This window comes from Enterococcus pseudoavium NBRC 100491 (assembly GCF_001544295.1).
Classification (GTDB): Bacteria; Bacillota; Bacilli; order Lactobacillales; family Enterococcaceae; genus Enterococcus_A; species Enterococcus_A pseudoavium.
In genome coordinates this window covers 50,138-68,246 of sequence record NZ_BCQF01000012.1, presented here as the reverse complement: position 1 = coordinate 68,246, position 18,109 = coordinate 50,138, and the positions used below count along the sequence as shown (strand labels likewise).

General features: G+C 40.6%; 17 protein-coding genes. 14 read left to right on the top strand and 3 right to left on the bottom strand.

Annotated features, from left to right (window positions below; translation table 11 throughout):
• The first annotated feature begins 19 nt into the window (after positions 1–19).
• The 10 genes from EP1_RS07380 to EP1_RS07335 all read left to right on the top strand — a co-directional run bounded on the left by EP1_RS07380 (position 20) and on the right by EP1_RS07335 (position 12,738).
• Positions 20–1,201 carry a metallophosphoesterase family protein gene (locus tag EP1_RS07380; protein ID WP_067625900.1) on the top strand — a complete coding sequence of 394 codons (1,182 nt, stop codon included), beginning with the start codon at positions 20–22 and terminating at the stop codon, positions 1,199–1,201.
• Entirely contained in the window at positions 1,191–3,818 is a 2,628-nt protein-coding gene (locus tag EP1_RS07375) for an ATP-binding protein (protein ID WP_067625897.1), read from the top strand. The genes EP1_RS07380 and EP1_RS07375 overlap by 11 nt, the downstream gene beginning before the upstream one ends.
• Positions 3,815–4,759 carry a 3'-5' exoribonuclease YhaM family protein gene (locus tag EP1_RS07370; RefSeq protein ID WP_067625894.1) on the top strand — a complete coding sequence of 315 codons (945 nt, stop codon included), beginning with the start codon at positions 3,815–3,817 and terminating at the stop codon, positions 4,757–4,759. The genes EP1_RS07375 and EP1_RS07370 overlap by 4 nt, the downstream gene beginning before the upstream one ends.
• Before the next feature lie 50 nt (positions 4,760–4,809).
• Positions 4,810–5,319 carry a GNAT family N-acetyltransferase gene (locus EP1_RS07365; protein WP_067625892.1) on the top strand — a complete coding sequence of 170 codons (510 nt, stop codon included), beginning with the start codon at positions 4,810–4,812 and terminating at the stop codon, positions 5,317–5,319.
• Positions 5,320–5,445: 126 nt separating this feature from the next.
• Entirely contained in the window at positions 5,446–7,851 is a 2,406-nt protein-coding gene (locus EP1_RS07360; protein WP_067625890.1) for an HAD-IC family P-type ATPase, read from the top strand.
• A 213-nt stretch (positions 7,852–8,064) separates the two neighbouring features.
• Entirely contained in the window at positions 8,065–9,558 is a 1,494-nt protein-coding gene (locus EP1_RS07355) for a phosphohexomutase domain-containing protein (protein ID WP_067625887.1), read from the top strand.
• An 84-nt stretch (positions 9,559–9,642) separates the two neighbouring features.
• A complete protein-coding gene (locus tag EP1_RS07350) occupies positions 9,643–9,996 on the top strand; it encodes an iron-sulfur cluster biosynthesis family protein (protein WP_067625884.1) in 354 nt (117 codons plus the stop codon).
• Between the two features lie 98 nt (positions 9,997–10,094).
• Positions 10,095–10,766: a two-component system response regulator SapR gene (gene sapR, locus EP1_RS07345; RefSeq protein WP_067625880.1), complete on the top strand. Its 672-nt coding sequence runs from the start codon at positions 10,095–10,097 to the stop codon at positions 10,764–10,766.
• A gap of 9 nt (positions 10,767–10,775) precedes the next feature.
• Complete coding sequence (gene sapS, locus EP1_RS07340; protein WP_067625877.1) at positions 10,776–11,798, top strand: two-component system sensor histidine kinase SapS; 1,023 nt, start codon at positions 10,776–10,778, stop codon at positions 11,796–11,798.
• Positions 11,799–11,874: 76 nt separating this feature from the next.
• Positions 11,875–12,738, top strand: a complete 864-nt coding sequence (locus EP1_RS07335; protein ID WP_067625874.1) for a GRP family sugar transporter — start codon at positions 11,875–11,877, stop codon at positions 12,736–12,738.
• Between the two features lie 60 nt (positions 12,739–12,798).
• Here EP1_RS07335 and EP1_RS07330 read toward each other — a convergent pair whose 3' ends face one another.
• A complete protein-coding gene (locus EP1_RS07330; RefSeq protein ID WP_067625871.1) occupies positions 12,799–13,989 on the bottom strand; it encodes a toxic anion resistance protein in 1,191 nt (396 codons plus the stop codon).
• Between the two features lie 61 nt (positions 13,990–14,050).
• Positions 14,051–14,704 (bottom strand): 5-bromo-4-chloroindolyl phosphate hydrolysis family protein, encoded by a 654-nt coding sequence (locus EP1_RS07325; protein WP_067625868.1) that lies wholly within the window; start codon positions 14,702–14,704, stop codon positions 14,051–14,053.
• A gap of 381 nt (positions 14,705–15,085) precedes the next feature.
• Between EP1_RS07325 and EP1_RS07320 the strand changes: the two genes are divergently transcribed.
• The 4 genes from EP1_RS07320 to EP1_RS07305 all read left to right on the top strand — a co-directional run bounded on the left by EP1_RS07320 (position 15,086) and on the right by EP1_RS07305 (position 17,318).
• Positions 15,086–15,655 (top strand): NUDIX hydrolase, encoded by a 570-nt coding sequence (locus EP1_RS07320; RefSeq protein ID WP_067625865.1) that lies wholly within the window; start codon positions 15,086–15,088, stop codon positions 15,653–15,655.
• Positions 15,656–15,719: 64 nt separating this feature from the next.
• Entirely contained in the window at positions 15,720–16,004 is a 285-nt protein-coding gene (gene macP, locus EP1_RS07315) for a cell wall synthase accessory phosphoprotein MacP (RefSeq protein WP_067625861.1), read from the top strand.
• A 21-nt stretch (positions 16,005–16,025) separates the two neighbouring features.
• Positions 16,026–16,718, top strand: a complete 693-nt coding sequence (locus EP1_RS07310; protein ID WP_067625858.1) for a 5'-methylthioadenosine/adenosylhomocysteine nucleosidase — start codon at positions 16,026–16,028, stop codon at positions 16,716–16,718.
• A gap of 54 nt (positions 16,719–16,772) precedes the next feature.
• Positions 16,773–17,318: a cysteine hydrolase family protein gene (locus EP1_RS07305; RefSeq protein WP_067625854.1), complete on the top strand. Its 546-nt coding sequence runs from the start codon at positions 16,773–16,775 to the stop codon at positions 17,316–17,318.
• A gap of 34 nt (positions 17,319–17,352) precedes the next feature.
• Here EP1_RS07305 and EP1_RS07300 read toward each other — a convergent pair whose 3' ends face one another.
• Positions 17,353–18,027 (bottom strand): HAD family hydrolase, encoded by a 675-nt coding sequence (locus EP1_RS07300; RefSeq protein WP_067625851.1) that lies wholly within the window; start codon positions 18,025–18,027, stop codon positions 17,353–17,355.
• Positions 18,028–18,109: the final 82 nt, after the last annotated feature.

The window sequence follows — 18,109 nt, the reverse complement described above, 5'->3', positions numbered from 1 at the left end:
AGTAATGAGGGGGGATAAAATGAAATTTTTACATGCAGCGGATTTGCATTTAGATCGTTCGTTTGAAGGACTGACTAGCGTACCTGAAACGTTTCAAAAACGTTTGACGACAGCCAATCAAAAAATGTTGGAAAATATTATCGAGACGGCGCTAGTGCAGGCAGTGGATTTCATTTTGTTGGCGGGTGATACTTTCCATCAAAATCGACCAACCTTAAAAACACAACGTTATTTCTTTCAAGCCATGGCTCGTTTAGCTGAAGCAGATATCCCAGTTTTTATGAATTTTGGCAACCATGACTTTTATCAAGCGGAACGCTATTGGTTTGAATTTTCTGAAAATATCCACTTATTTACCGATGAAGCGGTTGAAACTAAAAATTTTACTACGAATGCTGGCGAAAAAGTCGCGATTACCAGTTTTAGTTACCAGCATCCGACGATTGAGACGGGGATGGTTGAAAAATTTCCTCGTAAAGGTGAAGTTGATTTTCAAATTGGGATGTATCATGGAGGCCAAATGCCTTATGCTCCTTTTCAGCTAACTGAATTAATGACTAAAGGCTATGACTATTGGGCGTTGGGGCATATTCATGTACCACAAGTCTTGGCTCAAAAACCTTATGTGATCTATCCAGGTACACCCCAAGGCCATACACAAAAAGAAACGGAACTAGCAGGGATAACCTTAGTTGAAACGCAAGGGAATCAGCTGCTGGCTCAGACGCTGCCAGTCGAAGCGATTCGTTGGGAGAAACGCAAAATCTCCTTAGCAGGCATTCGGCAGCCACGAGAAATCTTTCCCTTAGTGCGGCGGTTAAGGAGCGATTTGCCGACGCTATTACATTTAGAATTTAGTGAGGTCACAGGATTAGGGGAGGAGTTGGCTTATCAGATCAACTCAGGTGAGCTGTTAGAGGCTCTTCAAGCAGAAGTTTCAACAGAAATCTTACTATGGAAGCTCACATTGGCAGAAGTACCAGCGGAACGACCGTATTTGTCAGTTGAAAAAAAATTAGTAGAACAGTTAATTGCGACTTACCAGGAGCCGGAAATATTCAGTGACCTCTTGAGTGAACTGGAGCAAAATCCTCAGCTACACCCTATGCTAGATCAGGAATTTAGATCAGATGTGTTGTTGCAATTAAAAGAAAAAATAACCGATAATTATCGCTTTAGGGGGGCTGTAGATGTGGATTAAAAAAGCGGAGATCACTGGTTTTGGCAAGTGGCGTCAGCAAACTTTTTTATTTGAAGCAAAAAATCAGTTGGTTTATGGCTTGAATGAAGCGGGAAAATCAACTTTGTATCAGTTTATCCAAGCAATACTCTTCGGTTTTCCCACTAAGCGTAAAAAGGGGCAAGACTATACACCGAATGACGGGAGTGGCTTTGGTGGCCGGCTACTGGTTGTTCATCCAACTTATGGAACGGTGACTATCGAACGTTACAAAGCAAAAAATAAAGGCAAGGCCTTAGTTTGGTTGGAGGATGGTCAACAAGGCGGCGAAGAGTTGCTGGAAAAAATTCTTTATCCGCTGAATTTACAGCTTTTCCGCCAAGTATTTACTTTTCAACAGGAACAGCTACAACAACTAGAGCATTTAACCGAAGAAAATTTGCATGAGGCGTTGATTTCACTAGGCTTATCCGGCAGTAATGAATTATTTGAACAGCGGCTTCAACTGAAGAACGAGTATGAAAATCTTTATCGCCCCCGCGGTCGTAAGCAGCCGTTGAACCAAGCGCTCCAAACGTATCAAAGTCTGCAACAAAAAATCAAAGAAAAAGAAGAGCAAGAAGCCCATTTTCAACAATTGGTTCGTCAGGCGGAACAGGAACAGCGTCAAGTAACTCAACAAGCGATAGAAAATCGTAAATTACAGGAGCAACAATTACGGTTGGAGCAGCGGCGATTGAACTGGTCAGGGTATGCTGAGCTATTGGAATTACAAAATCAAGAACTGCATTCAGCCGCTAATCTGAAAGAGCAAGCCACGCTACAAGACTTCTATCAAGCGTATCAACAAACGATGAAAGAGCAGGAAAAACTTCACGCGGCCTTACAACAGCATAGTGGTAACCAAGAATCTGCGCGCTATTATTTCTATTTGGAAAATGAAACCTGCATTCAGCAATTATTAGCAGAAAAAGTTTCAGTCACCCGTATGCTAGACGAGGAACAACGAATTGCAGTCCAGCTTGCTGGGACAGACGAGGCACCTATAGAATGGCAGCAAAACCCACCCCGTCCTTTTACGGATGAACAGGCGATTCAACAGTTATTTGCACCACTGCAAGCGCAGCAAAAGACGGTAGAGGAACAAAAAATTCGTCTTCGTTTAGTCCAAGAACAACGAGATCAAGCGGAAAACAACTTGAATGCCTATGAACAAAAGCATCCCGAGCTGTTTGATCAGCAAAAGCAACTGCCGTGGTTCTTACTGGCCGCGGGAATCCTCTTGATCATTGCTTTTATTGTACCTCCGCCATTTCGTTATCTCCTCTTAGTTTTAGCTGTTGGTTGTGGAATTATTGGGGCATTGAAACAAAAGCCGGTCGACAAAGCAGCTTGGCAGGAAAAATTGGGGCAGTTAGATATTTATGAGGGGCAAGTGGTGAAGCTGAGCGATTCTATTGCCCAAGGTGAACAGCAAGTCACGCAACTATGGAATCAAATTCAAAATGAGTTACGGCAACGCAATTTGCCAAATGGCGAAAATGAATTTGTTGTGATCCGAGCAAATCAGCAAGCGCAAAGCTATTTAGCACAACGCCAAACACAGAGTGAGCTCCAGGATCGTCAGTTGGAATTGCGCCAAAAACTCATGCAGCAGGAACAGCATTTTGAATTTTTAGCAGATTGGCTGCCGCTGCAGGAAAAAAACTTGTCAGAAAAACTTGTAGTATTAGAGCAGTTTGCTAAAGAGATGGAGCAGATCCGTTTTGCGCAGACGTATCAGGAAAATACGGTATTGCAGCAACGGATCCATGAAACTCAAAAGCAGCAGCAAGTAATACTCGAGCAAAATCGACCGTTACTAGAAAAATTAGGTCTGGCTTATCCCTCAGAGATTCCAGCTTTTTTACAACGCGAAAGCGAAATTTTGCAAAAACGAGCTCGCTTAGAGGAGTTGCAGGAAAGTGTGGCTCCGTTGTTTGAAAAAGAAACGACGTTGTCAGAAATTGATCAGCAGCTGCGTATCTTAGAACAGACGATTCAAACTGGTGAAAGTCACTTGCGTCAGCTACAGGAACAGGAACAACGCTCTCGTTTGCAGATTCAGCAAATGCAAGCGGATGGGACATTGGATAGCTTGTATCAGCAACAGAGTCAGCAGCGGGCCTTAGTTGAGCAGCTGACGTCTGATTACGCAGTGGCTAAGCTGGAAAATCAATTATTGCAAGATATTGCGACCGAATTGTCTGAACAACAATTGCCGGAATTACTGAAACAGGCAACGATTTATTTTCAAATGTTAACGAATAATGCCCATAGCCGTTTAGAATTTTCCGAAGGTCTGTTGACGGTGGATCAAATGAGTCTGTATGCTCTCTCTACAGGGACCAAGGATCAGGTTATGATGGCATTTCGCTTTGCCTATTTGGCTTTGCAGCAAAAGCATCCATTGTGTCCGGTGATTATCGATGATGGCTGGCTGCATTACGATCATCAGCGAAAGTTACAATTTGCCAAATTGTTACAACAATTTAGTCAAAATTATCAAGTCATTTGTTTGTCATCTGACCAAGAAATGGTAAGCTATTACCAAGAGCTTCACCAGCCAGTCTGGGAATTGAAGGGAGTCCAACGATGAAAAAAATCAAAGAATTAACGGTCGATGAGCAATTTGAAATGTACGTTTTAATCAAAAATGCTGACGTCCGGCTAGCAAAAAATGGTAAAAAGTTTATCGCATTTACTTTCCAAGATACTTCTGGCACAGTTGACGGCAAATTCTGGGATGCCTCAGAAGAAGAAATCAAGCGCTACAAAGCTGGACAAGTTGTGTTATTGAGTGGTAAGCGAGAAATGTATCAAGGCAATCCGCAAGTGAAGATTCTGCATCTTCGCACGATGAAACCAGAGGAGCCAAACGACCCTGCTTTATATATGGAACGAGCGCCGCTTAAACGGGATGTGATGGAAGAAGAAATCAATCAGACATTATTTGAGATCACTAACGCTCATTGGAATCGGATCGTTCGTTTTCTATTAAATAAATACCAAAAGGAATTTTTTGAATTTCCAGCGGCGAAGCGCAACCACCATGCGTTTGCCGGCGGCTTAGCTTTCCATACCTTGACGATGCTGAGGCTAGGAAAGGCGATTGCCAAAGAATATCCACAGTTAAATGCGTCACTTCTATATGCGGGGATTATTATCCACGACTTAGGCAAAGTGATCGAGTTGACCGGACCTTCTTCAACTGAATACACTGTAGTCGGAAATTTAGTTGGGCATTTGGTCTTAGTAGATGAAGAAATTACCAAGGCCTGTGCCGAATTGAAGATTAATGATGCTGATGAGGATGTTGTGATTTTACGGCACATGGTCTTGTCCCATCACGGCTTGTTAGAGTATGGTTCTCCAGTCCGTCCGCGAATCATGGAAGCAGAGATCCTGCATCAAATCGATAACATCGATGCCTCAATGCAAATGATGGCAAGTGCGGTAAAAAATACTGATCCCGGCACGTATACCGAAAGAATTTTTGGGATGGACAACCGCAGTTTTTACGTACCGAAAGATATTTAATACAGAGCTGCGCCGAGTTTACTTGGTGCAGCTTTTTAAGGAGTTAAAGGATGATGATTGAAACGGAAAGATTGTATCTTCGTGAGTTGCGGCAAGCGGACAGTGATTCATTAAGGAAAATTTTACAAGATGAACAAACGATGTATGCTTATGAAGGAGCCTTCGAAGAGAGAGAAGTTCAACATTGGCTAGATAAACAGATTGAAAATTATCGCCGTGATGGATTTGGTTTATGGGCGGTCATTTTGAAGGAAACGGATGAAATGATTGGACAATGCGGATTGACTTGGCAAAATTTTGCCGATCAAAAAGTTTTGGAGGTAGGCTATTTATTTCAACGCGCATTTTGGCATAAAGGCTATGCGATTGAGGCAGCGCAAGCATGTAAGACTTATGCTTTTGAGGATTTACAGGCAGAAGAAGTTTTTTCGATTATTCGTGATACGAACAGTGCTTCACAAAAAGTCGCTGAGAGAAACGGAATGACTCGTTGTGGAGAGTTTGTTAAGCATTATCGCGGAATAGCTATGCCCCATTACGTATACTCTGTGCATAAATAGAACCGAAGCTTCAAAAATATTTTAAGAGCTAGTAGCGTTCAATGCTCAACACCGACTTAAAATACAAGGAGTGTTAAGATAAATATAGAGTAAATCATGGCTATCAATGAGATGAGGTGAAACCGGATGAAGAAAACGGAAGAAGTTCAAACGGTGGAAGAAAATTTTGATGATGTTGAGATTCCAGCAGGGCTGGAAGGGCTAACAGTTTCCGAGGTTCAACGGAAAATAGAGGATGGACAGATCAATCAAGTTGAAGAGAATCTATTAAAGTCGGACAAAGAAATTATCAACGAAAATACGATCAATATCTTTAATATTTTGAACTTTGTCTTGGCTTTATTGGTATTATTGGTCGGTTCGCCCAAAAATACATTATTTTTTGGTGTAGTAATCATTAATACTTTGATTGGTGTGATTCAAGAATTACGAGCCAAACACACGATTGATAAATTGTCTGTTTTAGCGAAGACGAAAGCCGTTGTCTTGCGAGACGGGCGTTTACAGCAAATTGATCAGGAGCAGATTGTGCTAGGCGAGACCCTCTATTTGCGTAGTGGGGATCAAGTGCCGGTGGATGGTAAATTGCTGGCTGGTGCAGGAGTTGAAGTTGATGAATCACTTTTAACGGGTGAAGCGGATCGGGTACAAAAAACTTTGCAGGATCAATTATATAGCGGCAGCTTTATAACTGCGGGGGAATGCTTTTATCAAGGTACGGCAGTGGGAAAAGATAATTTTGCAGAACAGCTCACTAGTGAAGCCAAAACGAAAAAAACGGGTAACTCGGAATTGACGAAAGTCTTGAGTCGCATGATTGCAGTTTTGACGGTTGTGATTATTCCGGTAGGGCTAGGTTTGTTCTATAGTCAGTATCAAGCATCTGAATCGATCAAACAGGCCGTTTTAGGAACGGTTGCGGCTTTGGTCAGCATGATTCCAGAAGGATTGATGTTGTTAACCAGTGTTGCATTTGCCGTGGGAGCTGCTAATTTGGCCCGTAAAAAAGTATTGGTTCAAGCTTTGCCTTCAATTGAGACCTTGGCTCGTGTCGATGTGATCTGCTTGGATAAAACCGGGACGATTACAGATGGCACATTGAAATTTGAAGAAGCATTGCTGGAAGAAGGTGTTTCTGAGGAGCGTTTGGATCAGATCATGGGTGCATTATTAGTCCAGCTAAATGATCAAAATGCTACTGCCAAAGCTTTACGGGAAGCTTTCCCGCCAGTCGTTGAGTGGGCGGCTGAAAAAGTTGTCCCGTTTTCTTCTGCTCGTAAATGGAGTGGTGTCACTTTTAAAGAGCAAGGCAGTTTTGCTTTTGGCGCACCCGAGTTTATTTTTAAAAATCTACCGCAGAAAATACAGGAAAAGATCCAACCATATTTAGCTGCTGGACAACGGGTTTTAGTGCTGGTGGAATACCCAACAGTATTGGAAGAAGAATTAGCATATGAGCCGCGACTATTAGCCACCTTGATTATTTCAGACAATCTAAGAGAGAATGCTCGCGCAACTTTCGGTTATTTTGCCCAGCAAGATGTGCAATTAAAGGTTATTTCAGGAGACCATCCCTTGACTGTTTCAAAAATCGCGCAAAAAGCGGGAATCAAAGATGCTGAAATGTTTATTGACATGTCTAGTATAAGTGAGCCGATTGATTATAAAGCATTGGTTGATCAGACGACGGTCTTTGGTCGAGTCACACCGAAACAAAAACAAGCATTGATTCGTGCCTTAAAAGAAACTCATACCGTCTGTATGACAGGTGATGGAGTAAACGATGTGTTGGCGTTACGAGAAGCGGATATCGGCGTAGCGATGGCCAATGGCAGCAGTGCAGCTCGAGCGGCTGCAGATGTAATCTTATTGGATTCTGACTTTGCCCGCATGCAAAATGTTTTGAATGAGGGCCGACGGGTGATTAATAATATTGAGCGGGTAGCCTCGATGTATTTAGTTAAAACAATTTATTCACTGATTTTAGCGGTCATCTTTATGTTTATCGCAACCCCGTATCCTTTTGAACCGGTCCAATTAACACCGATTAATGCACTAACGGTCGGAATTCCTTCCTTCTTTTTGGCATTGAAACCGAGTTATGAACGAATCAAAGGCGATTTTTTAAACAATATTTTACGTGTTTCACTACCTGGAGCGTTGACAGTAGTTAGTGCAGTAATGGTAATCCAACTGGCCGCTGTCTTATTTCAGTTGGATTATCAAGCAACCTCAACGATGTCGGTCTTTTTGACAGGTTGTGTCGGTCTTTTGGTTCTATACAAAGTATCCTTCCCGCTGGATAAGAAAAAAATCGCATTGATTGCGGTTCTAGCCGGTGGCTATCTAGGCTGTTACTTATTTTTCCGAGAATTTTTTGATTTCGATAAATTATGGAATCGCAATCTATTCTTCGTCATACCACTAACCTTTGGGATTTACTGGTTGTTTAAAGGATTGACACTGATCATGGATAAATTAGTTGGTTGGCGAATCGCTTGGCAAGCAAAGCACCGTGTGAAACATAAGTAAAGGTCCGGAGTTTCTCTAAATCAGTATAATTTACTTAAATAAATGAAAAACCCTAGAAAAGGCTTTCTTCTTTTCTGGGGTTTTTGGTATAATAAACTAAAAATAGCGTTAGAGGCTATTATTCCCACGATAGTATAGGAAGTATTGACGTCATGAAGATAAAGTTATTTATTTTGGGAAAATAAAATTTAGTCGAAAGAAGGAGGTTTATCGATGGAATTAATGAAATTACAAAATGGTTCAGACATTCGTGGAATCGCTATCACTGAGGGTGATAAAGTTAAGAACTTAGGTACTGAGGAAGTCCGCTTGATTGCTTGGGGCATTCTCAATTGGTTAACTGATAAAGGCGTGGAGCGGCCTTTTAAAATCGGAATAGGCCATGATAGCCGTTTAACGGGACCGGAATTAAAAGTTGCAATGATCGAAATTTTTGAAAATGCTGGTTGTGACGTTTTAGATTTTGGTTTGGCGACAACGCCGGCCTTATTTATGGCTACCCAATTTGAAGAATTTGCTTGTGATGTCGGGATTATGCTGACAGCTAGTCACCTACCTTACTATTTCAATGGCATCAAAATTTTCAGCCAAATCGGTGGTGCTGAAAAGCAGGATATTGCCTATATTTTAGCACATCCAGAAGCGGGAGAAACAGGGGCAGGAGGTGTTCAACAAGCTGATTTGTTGTCGCGTTATGCCGCCGATTTAGTCCAAAAAATTCAAACAGGTAGCGGCAGTGAGCGACCGTTGCAGGGCTTAAAAATTGTTGTTGACGCCGGGAACGGTGCCGGTGGCTATTTTGCTGATCAAGTCTTGGCCGTTTTGGGTGCTGATACAAGTGGCTCACAATTCTTAGAACCGGATGGTCATTTTCCAAACCATATTCCAAATCCGGACAATAAAGAGGCGATGGCTAGTATCAAGAAAGCCGTGTTGGAAAACCAAGCGGACCTCGGTGTGATCTTTGATACGGATGTCGATCGTTCAGCAATAGTCTCAAAAGATGGACAAATGATTAATCGAAATAATTTGATCGCGGTCTTATCAGCGATTGTTTTACAGGAACATCCTGGCAGTACGATCGTGACTAATTCACCGACTTCCGATCATTTGAAAGACTTCATTGAAGAAAAAGGCGGCAAACAATACCGTTATATTTCCGGTTATCGTAATGTCATCAATAAGGCGATTGAACTAAATGAAGCGGGGATCGATTGTCAGTTAGCGATTGAAACGAGTTCCCATGCCGCCTTTAAAGAAAACTATTTCTTGGATGATGGTGCCTATGTCATTGCTAAAGTCTTAATGTTATTACCTAAATTACAGCAAGAAAAGCGGGAACTAACAGATTTGATGGCGGAATTAGAACAACCGTTGGAAACTTTAGAAATTCGTTATCCAATCAGCGGAGAGGATTATAAAGTAACTGGTCAAGAAATGATCGAGTTGTTCCGCAAAGAGTTACCGAAACAGGTGGGCTTTGCGGAAAATCCTGAAAATCAAGAAGGAGTTCGTTTTTCTGTAACGGAACCTTATGGTAAGGGGTGGTTGCTGCTGCGCTTAAGCTTACATGAGCCGTTATTAGTGATGCAGGTGGAAAATGACCAAGCTGGGCAGATTCAAAAGCAATTACCAATTTTCCGGGAACTTTTAGCAAAGGATCCGCAGATTGAGCTAACTAAATTAGACCAACAATTAAATAAGTAGAAATTCTTGCAAAAAAAGTCCCTTCGTCTGATGATTAAGACAAAGGGGCTATTTTTTAATAGCTAAAAATAGGAGGGACAGCTTATGAAAATCAGACTTGATGAAATGGCTAAAGAAAAACTTTTGACCCATTTGGGAGGAGATAAAATTTTATTGCTGACATTTGAAGATAGTGTAGGTCCATACTCACAGCATGCGATGATTCATATGCAAACGCAATTTTCGCTTAATATTATTACGACGAATATGGAGAAGTCAGATTATAATGAAACGATTCCCTCTGAGATTGGTGATTTTTGGATTAAAGGATACTCTAAAGAAGATTTACAAGAAGAAATGTGGATCAAATTTAATCCCCGTCTCAGCACCTTCAGTCTATCGGGTGAAGGTGGCATGATTGATGATAATTTAGGCTTCATCGACTTTACTAAAAAATAAAGAAAAGCAGGCTTGTCTTTCATTTTTTTTCGGTTCTTTGATATGATGATAAGAAAGATTTTTGGGAATCTAAGTCCAGTCGAAAGGAAGAAAATAAAATGGCAAAAATCATGATTGTAGAAGACGAGGCAGTGATTCGTCAATTGATTGGAGAAGAATTGACGAAATGGCGGTTTGATGTCTATCAAATAACAGATTTCAATCAAGTATTTGAGGAGTTTGAAGAGGTTGCTCCACAGCTAGTTTTATTGGATATCAATCTGCCTGTTTACGACGGCTATTATTGGTGTCAAAAAATCCGGGAAGTTTCAAAAGTTCCCATTATTTTTATTTCTTCTCGTAATACCAACATGGACCAGATTATGGCGATGAATATGGGGGCGGATGATTATATTATTAAGCCGTTCCAAGTCGATATCTTAGTGGTGAAGATCAATGCCTTGCTACGGCGTTCTTATAATTATGCTGAGAGCGGCGAAGAGTTGGCGCATAATGGGATTACGCTGAATATTGATAATAGCAGTATGACAATCAATGGAGAAGTCGTGGACTTGAGTAAAAACGAATATCGGTTACTGTTTATTTTGATGAAACACCATGGCAAAATTTTGAGTCGGGATAAATTACTACGGGCACTTTGGGACGATGAACGCTTTGTTGATGACAATACCTTGACTGTTAACATCAATCGGGTCCGACGCAAGATTGAGCAGGCGGGAATCGAGGATTACATTCAAACAAAAGTTGGACAGGGTTATATTGTCCCGTAAGGAGCGGCTATGACATTTATCAAATATCTAAAAGATCGGTTGCTAGTTTTACTAGGCTGGGGCGTATTAAGTTCTTTATTAGTCTTTATGGTGTGGCTAACCCCTGATTTGCACGGTTTTTGGGACAATCTTAGCTACCTATTGATTTTACAATTATTTTTAATTTTGCTATTTTTTACGATTGATTATTATCGACGCAAGCGCTGGTATCGTTCGTTTGCTCAAGGAGAAGATTCTCAGTTGCAGCATTTTATTGAAACTGCCAGCAACAATGAAGAACATTTACTTCAAGACTATGTAAATCAACAAGTTCGAGAGCATCACTTGATGATGGAACAGCTGTTGGATAGTCAAAAGGATCAGAAGGATTACATGGATTCGTGGATTCATGAAATCAAGGTTCCGTTAGCCGCAGTAGACTTGATTTTAAATTCAATCGAATTCGACATCCCTGATGAAAAATTTGTCTTACTACAAAATGAAATCCAAAAAATTGATGAATACGTTGAGCAAATTCTCTACTATTCTCGTTCTGATGAATTCGTGAATGATTATTTGATTCAAGAATATTCGTTAAAGAAGCTCATCCAACCGATCATTCGTAGTCAAGCCAATTATTTTATTCAAAAAAATCTGCAATTGACGTTAGTGGATGAGGATGCCAAAGTCCTAACCGATGCCAAGTGGATCGAATTTATTTTTCGCCAATTACTAAGCAACGCGATCAAATATACTCCTGATCAAGGTCGGATTGATATTCGGATCGAAGCTAAAAATGGGGGCGTAGCCTTGATTTTGCAAGACAATGGTATCGGTATTCCGCCGGAAGATCTCGGACGGATTTTTGATAAGGGCTTTACCGGTGAAAATGGGCGCAAAGCTCAACAGCATTCGACCGGACTGGGTTTATATCTAGCTAAAGTTTTAGCAGGAAAACTGGGTGTCGATTTAACCGCAGAATCAACGTTGAATGAAGGAACAACAATGACGTTGTTTTTCCCGCGCTTAGATTATTACCATGAAGAACGTTAAGTTTTTAAGTTTTTAATTGCTAAATCCCCTTTTTTTCGCTAAACTATTTCAGTTGCAAATTGAAGGGAGTAAGGTTATGAATATTTTGATTGCCCTAATACCGATGGTAGCATGGGGAAGTATTGCTTTGGTGAGCGGGAAACTTGGCGGCGATGCCAATCAGCAAACTTTAGGGATGACGATGGGGGCTTTTGTTTTTGCATTAGCGACCTACTTTATTGTTCAACCAACTATCAATAGTTGGATTTTATTGATCGGTTTCTTGTCGGGTCTTTTTTGGACTGTTGGTCAGAATGGTCAATTTCATGGAATGAAATTCATGGGAGTTTCGGTCGGGTTACCGATCTCAACCGGCTTTCAATTAATTTTGAATACCGTCGCTGGGGCTATTTTCTTTCATGAGTGGACGAAAACAAAAGACTTTGTATTAGGCTTTATTGCGTTGGCATTGCTAGTCTTAGGAGCCTATCTAACCGCGCGCAAAGATGACGAGAGCGGTGTGGCAACGGATAATGGTCTGTTTGATTTTGGCAAGGGATTTCGTGCGTTGCTTTTTTCAACAGTTGGTTATGGTGTTTATACTATTATTATTACTTGGGCTGGACTCGATCCGTTGGCGATTATTTTACCACAAAGCGTTGGGATGCTAGTTGGTGCTAGTTTCTTCGCGTTTCGTAAAGCGAAAGTCAATCGTTATGTGTGGCGTAACATGCTTTCCGGATTGTTATGGGGGATCGGAAATGTCTGCATGTTATTGTCCGTTCAAAATATTGGCCTAGCAATTGGTTTTTCACTATCCCAGATGGGAATTATTATTTCGACATTGGGGGGAATCTTCCTATTAGGTGAGCGCAAGACTAAAAAAGAGATGTACTATGTAATTATCGGTTGTTTGCTGATTATTGCTGGCGGAGCAGTCTTGGGTTATATGAAAGCATAAAAAATCAGTGGACCATTTTTGGTCCACTGATTTTTTACTTATGAAGGGAGTATTCTGGATTTATTGCCCAGAATTTAATTCCATCAGTTTTTGTTTTAAGTCGTTTTCCATATGTCCAATCTCGATTTCGGCCACTTGGCGGCGTTCCCGCCCTTCTTTTTGGATCCGCAAGGTTTCTTCCAAGGTTTCGACTAAATCGTTTTGGGTTTGTTGCAAGGTTTCAAGATCGACGATGCCACGTTCATTTTCTTTAGCCGTTTCAATCGTTGAGATCTTCAACATCTCTGAATTTTTCTTCAATAAATCATTAGTCGTTTCAGAGACTTGGCGTTGAGCCGTTGAAGCATCCTTTTGCCGTAATAAGGTTAAAGCAATCGCAACTTGGTTTTTCCATAAAGGAATAGCCGTATTGATCGATGCTTGGATTTTTTCAGCCAAAGCTTGGTTCGTATTTTGAATCAAACGAATTTGTGGTGCTTGCTGAATCGTAATTTGGCGGGCCAATTTTAGGTCGTAGGTCCGTTTATCTAAACGATCGAGAAATTGGGTATAGTCATTGACTACTTGCACGTCCATTTGATCACCAGATGCTTGGGCCTTTTGGGTTGCTTCGGGAATCGTGGTCAATTTCAATTCTTCCATCTTTAATTCCGCTGCTGCAATATAGATATTCAAGGCATCAAAGTAGTCCTTATTTTTATTATAAAGAGTTTCAAGCATTTGATTGTCTTTTAATAAGCCATCTTTTTCGATATTTAACTTAGTCGCGATTTTATCGATTTGAGCACCGATTTTTTGGTATTTAGTGGTGATTTCATAAATCGATTGCTTGACTTTGCCAAACATTTTTTGGAAAATATTGCCTTCACCGACCCGTAATTCGTCAGGGTTGGCTTCGTTTAAGCGATACATCAGTTGATTCAATGAATCGCCGATCGGACCGATATCTTGCGAAGAAACGGTGTTTAGCATCGATTGCGAGAATTCGCTTAGTTTGGTTTGTGCCGTTGCACCGTAGCTGATCACTGCTTGTGAGTCATTGACATCGATTTTTTTAGCTAATTCACGGGCTTGGGCTTGCCGTTCTTCCGGTAATTTATCCACTAAACGGTCCGCTTGTTCTTGGGACTGTAAGTGAGAGATTTCTTGTTGTTGAACGGGGGTTAAAGCATCACTACCGAAAGGATTGCTCAGTAGATCGTCTAAAGTACTCTCGACCGCGGGGGTCTGCGTTTGATTTTCTGGTTCCACAGTGGTTCCTCCTGTTCGAAAAAAATCTAGCTTTAGCCAGATTTTTTTGTTTAACTATTTTTTATTTTGTCGTTGGCTTGGGATGTCGCTCTAAATTCTTTTTCGCAATCGAGATTTCAACATCCATATCCTCTAAATCCTCGGCCACGAATTGTTGATAGTCTTTTACGATTAAAGCAGCCATTTGATCAATGATCTGTGCGCTTTCTTCTAGTTTACCATAAACTTCTTTTGACTTAATCTCATGTTCGTTGATTTCAACATAATTATCGGTCAAATCAACGATATTAGGCAAATGAGTATAAAGAAATTGACTACATTCAGGTAGCCGTTTCGGCTCTTTGACTAATTCTTTAAATAGAGCCTTTGCCGCTTTCAAAGTATCATGGCGTAAATCGATGGCTTTCAGTTTGGCGCTTTTTTGCATATTTTGCTGCAAACGTAAAATTTGCTGTTTCGAAAGATTCATCGTTTCGCGGAATATCTCGATCTCACGTTCACTCATGCCTGAATTCCGATAATACGCTTCTTTTTCTTTAGATAAAAACGGTAGATTTTCTTTTTGGGGACGAACTTTTCGGCCCTTAAAGCCACGATAAATTAGCCAAAATCCAACAATCAACATTAAAAAGATGAGAAAATTGCCGAAGTCTCCTTCAAAAAAGCAGAGAATGCCGATTGCTGCGATGATGATTGGAAATATTTTCCTTCGCATAATAATCCTCCTAATCTAGTAAAAAACCTTCACTTTATTTATTCAAAATCCTTGCTTTCTTTACACGCTCATCATAGCATGAAATTCTATAGAAATAGTATGGGACTAAAGATGGATTTTTCAGATTTAGAAAAAACATAAGAATTTTCTATGATACAATAAGGCAGAACCGTCAAGTGTGAGTTATTTGCTAGTCCAACTTTTCAAAGTTACTAGGGCCTGCGGAAAAACTGTTAGAAACGAAAATCTGATTGAATGACTATTTTTTTATGATAGACAGCAACAAGTGCTTCGTTTTTCTCGGTTTTAGACAAATTATTTTCAGTATTTGTCTGATTTAGTGAATGAAGTTTCCAAGGAGAATAGGAGAGGAAGGCTGTAATGTTAGAGTATAAAGATTTTGAAGAGAAGACAATTACTCGTAAAGAATTGTTTAAAGGAAAAATCATCGACGTTTATTTAGACGATGTTGCCTTACCAATGGGGGGCACGGCCAAACGGGAATTAGTTTTTCATCATGGTGGGGTTGGGATTATTCCCATCACAAAAGAAAATAAACTACTCCTGGTCAAACAATTTCGGAAACCTTTAGAAAAAGTTGTACTAGAAATTCCAGCCGGAAAAATCGATCCGGGTGAAGGACAGCACCCAGAAAAAACTGCTTTACGAGAATTAGAAGAAGAGACAGGCTATCATACCGAAGCGTTGACTTACATAAATGAAATGTATTTGTCCCCAGGTTTCTCGAATGAAAAATTGTATATCTATGCTGCAACTGAGCTGGTCAAAGTGGAAAATCCCTTGCCACAAGACGAGGATGAGGTTTTGGAACTATATGAATTAACTCTGGAAGAGGCCAAAGAAGCGATCAAATCTGGGTTGATTTGTGATGCCAAAACGATTTTTGCAGTGAATTATTGGGAACTGCAGCAATGCAAGCAGGCTCAGTAATGGCTTGTTTTGCCAAACACATTTTTCAGATTAGTGAATAGAAGTTAAAAGGAGGGGATCGTGGATGGGCCAATCACCCTTGGTGACCCGCAGTGAATTGCGAAAACGAAAAGAAGAGCAAGCGCGTTTAGCGGAAGAACAAAGCAAAGCCGCTGAGCGAGCCTATGAAAAAAGAGAAAAAGAAATCAGCAACGTGTATCGTAAAGAGCTGAAAAAGCATAAACCCGTGACAAAATCCCGCAGTAGTGAACGAGTGAAGCAAAAAGAACGCAGCAGTTTTTTGAATAAGGCGATTATTGTAGTCTTATTACTGTTAATTATAGTGATGTTGGCGGTATTCTTTATTTAAACAACGATGGAGGAATAACAGATGAAAATTGGTATTATTGGAGCAATGGAACCAGAAGTTAAAGCATTACGTGAAAAATTAGAGCATCCTTTATCTTGGGAGCAATCCGGAGCTTTATTTATTTCCGGTAGTTTAGGCAATCATGAAGTGATCGTCGTCCAATCAGGGATTGGGAAAGTCTTAGCCTCGATTACGACTTCTGTTCTGATTCAGCAATATAAAGTCAACATGGTGATTAATACGGGAACTGCTGGCGGGATTGGGGCCGGTCTAGGAATTGGCGATTTAGTGATTGCGGATAAGGTGGCCTATTTTGATGTGGATGCTACGACTTTTGGCTATCAAATTGGTCAAGTGCCTGGGATGCCGCTTTATTTTGAAAGTTCGACTTATCTAAAAAGCGAAATGCTGGAAGCTAGCAAAAAAATGGAGCAGACGGCGCATGTCGGGTTGGTAGTTTCAGGGGATACTTTTGTCAGCAGCCCTTCAAAAATTTATGAAATCAAAGCAGCCTTTCCCGATGCTTTAGCAGTCGAGATGGAAGGGGCAGCAATTGGGCACACGGCTGCACAATTTGGGATTCCTTTCCTAATTGTCCGGGCGATCAGTGATACCGCAGATAGCGAAGCCACTGAAACCCATGAAGAATTCGTTAACCGGACAGGGACTTTGTCTGCACAGCTAGTAATAGAATTTGTTAACCATTTGAAATAAAAACGGTTTTCTGAACAAGAGCTACTTTGTTGATATAAATTAGGAGGAATTTACGTGCGAGCATTACTTTCGATTGATTATACCAGTGATTTTGTTGCAACGGATGGAAAATTGACCACTGGTGAGGCGGGGCAAGCAATTGAGCAGGAGCTAGTAGCGGTGACAAAGGAATATTTTCAAAAGGGTGATTTTGTCGTCTTTGCGATTGATGGTCATGATCCAAGTGATCACTACCATCCGGAAAATGAACTTTTTCCGCCCCACAATGTCATTGGGACAAGCGGTCGGGATTTATATGGTTCGCTGGCTGATTTTTATCAAGCAAACAAGGCGGAGAAAAATATGTATTGGATGGATAAACGGCATTATTCCGCTTTTAGCGGTACGGATTTGGATATTAGGCTGCGGGAACGCGGAATCAAAGAGCTTTGTTTGACGGGTGTCTGCACGGATATCTGTGTGCTACATACCGCAGTGGATGCTTATAACTTAGGCTATCAGCTGGTGATTCCTGAAAAAGCGGTAGCTAGTTTTGATGCAACGGGACATACTTGGGCATTGAATCATTTCAAACATACTTTAGGAGCGAAACTTATCTAAAAAGGTCGCAACGAAAACTTTCGTTGCGATCTTTTTAGCTTAAATAAGTTGGAATAAACGTAGTGAAGTCTTCAATTACATTTTTTTTGGCAAGCCCTTCTGCTGCAAAGAGAGCCCGATTTTTACCGGCGGGATCAATCGCGACGATCGTGCCAATCTTGGCGTTATGAGCGGCTTGTAGACCAGAGTAAGAATCTTCGATGACTAGACAATTTTCAGGGGCTAGGCCGATTTTTTCGGCTGCAATCAGAAAAATATCCGGTGCTGGTTTACCAGGAAAGGTCCCATCATGATAAACGATTTTATCGTAATCAAACCATTTTCCTAAGTTTAAGTAGCCGAAATAAAAATCCATATTTACTTTAGGTGAAGCAGAAGCAATCGTCATGGGAAAATGATTGGCTTTTAAGTAATCCAATACGTCGACTAATCCTTTAGTAAATTCTTTATGAGCGGGACTGTCTAGAACCAATTTGCGATAATAGGCTTCTTTTTCATCTGATAATTTTTCCACTTCATCAGCGGTTAAGTTTGTCGAAATAAAATAGCGTAAAATCACGTCATTGGTCTTGCCGTGAATATTTTTCAAAATATCCTCATCAGTCAATTCTTTCGTAGAATATTTTTGGAGTAAAGATAGCCATGCTTTTTCATGGAGATCTGAATCCATAAACATTGTTCCGTTAAAATCAAAAATAATACCTTTCATAAATAACCCTCACTTATCCAAGAATATTCTCAGTTTAACATGCTTTGAAAATAATTGATGAAAAAGATGGTATTATTTGCAA

Excerpts from the sequence above, each read along its gene's own strand:
- EP1_RS07335 (WP_067625874.1), top strand. The coding sequence starts at position 11,875 with ATGAATATTTTGATTGCCCTAATACCGATGGTAGCATGGGGAAGTATT.
- EP1_RS07320 (WP_067625865.1), top strand. The coding sequence starts at position 15,086 with ATGTTAGAGTATAAAGATTTTGAAGAGAAGACAATTACTCGTAAAGAA.
- sapS (WP_067625877.1), top strand. The coding sequence starts at position 10,776 with ATGACATTTATCAAATATCTAAAAGATCGGTTGCTAGTTTTACTAGGC.
- macP (WP_067625861.1), top strand. The coding sequence starts at position 15,720 with ATGGGCCAATCACCCTTGGTGACCCGCAGTGAATTGCGAAAACGAAAA.
- EP1_RS07380 (WP_067625900.1), top strand. The coding sequence starts at position 20 with ATGAAATTTTTACATGCAGCGGATTTGCATTTAGATCGTTCGTTTGAA.
- EP1_RS07375 (WP_067625897.1), top strand. The coding sequence starts at position 1,191 with ATGTGGATTAAAAAAGCGGAGATCACTGGTTTTGGCAAGTGGCGTCAG.
- EP1_RS07310 (WP_067625858.1), top strand. The coding sequence starts at position 16,026 with ATGAAAATTGGTATTATTGGAGCAATGGAACCAGAAGTTAAAGCATTA.
- EP1_RS07355 (WP_067625887.1), top strand. The coding sequence starts at position 8,065 with ATGGAATTAATGAAATTACAAAATGGTTCAGACATTCGTGGAATCGCT.
- EP1_RS07365 (WP_067625892.1), top strand. The coding sequence starts at position 4,810 with ATGATGATTGAAACGGAAAGATTGTATCTTCGTGAGTTGCGGCAAGCG.
- EP1_RS07300 (WP_067625851.1), bottom strand. The coding sequence starts at position 18,027 with ATGAAAGGTATTATTTTTGATTTTAACGGAACAATGTTTATGGATTCA.
- EP1_RS07350 (WP_067625884.1), top strand. The coding sequence starts at position 9,643 with ATGAAAATCAGACTTGATGAAATGGCTAAAGAAAAACTTTTGACCCAT.
- EP1_RS07360 (WP_067625890.1), top strand. The coding sequence starts at position 5,446 with ATGAAGAAAACGGAAGAAGTTCAAACGGTGGAAGAAAATTTTGATGAT.
- EP1_RS07325 (WP_067625868.1), bottom strand. The coding sequence starts at position 14,704 with ATGCGAAGGAAAATATTTCCAATCATCATCGCAGCAATCGGCATTCTC.
- sapR (WP_067625880.1), top strand. The coding sequence starts at position 10,095 with ATGGCAAAAATCATGATTGTAGAAGACGAGGCAGTGATTCGTCAATTG.
- EP1_RS07370 (WP_067625894.1), top strand. The coding sequence starts at position 3,815 with ATGAAAAAAATCAAAGAATTAACGGTCGATGAGCAATTTGAAATGTAC.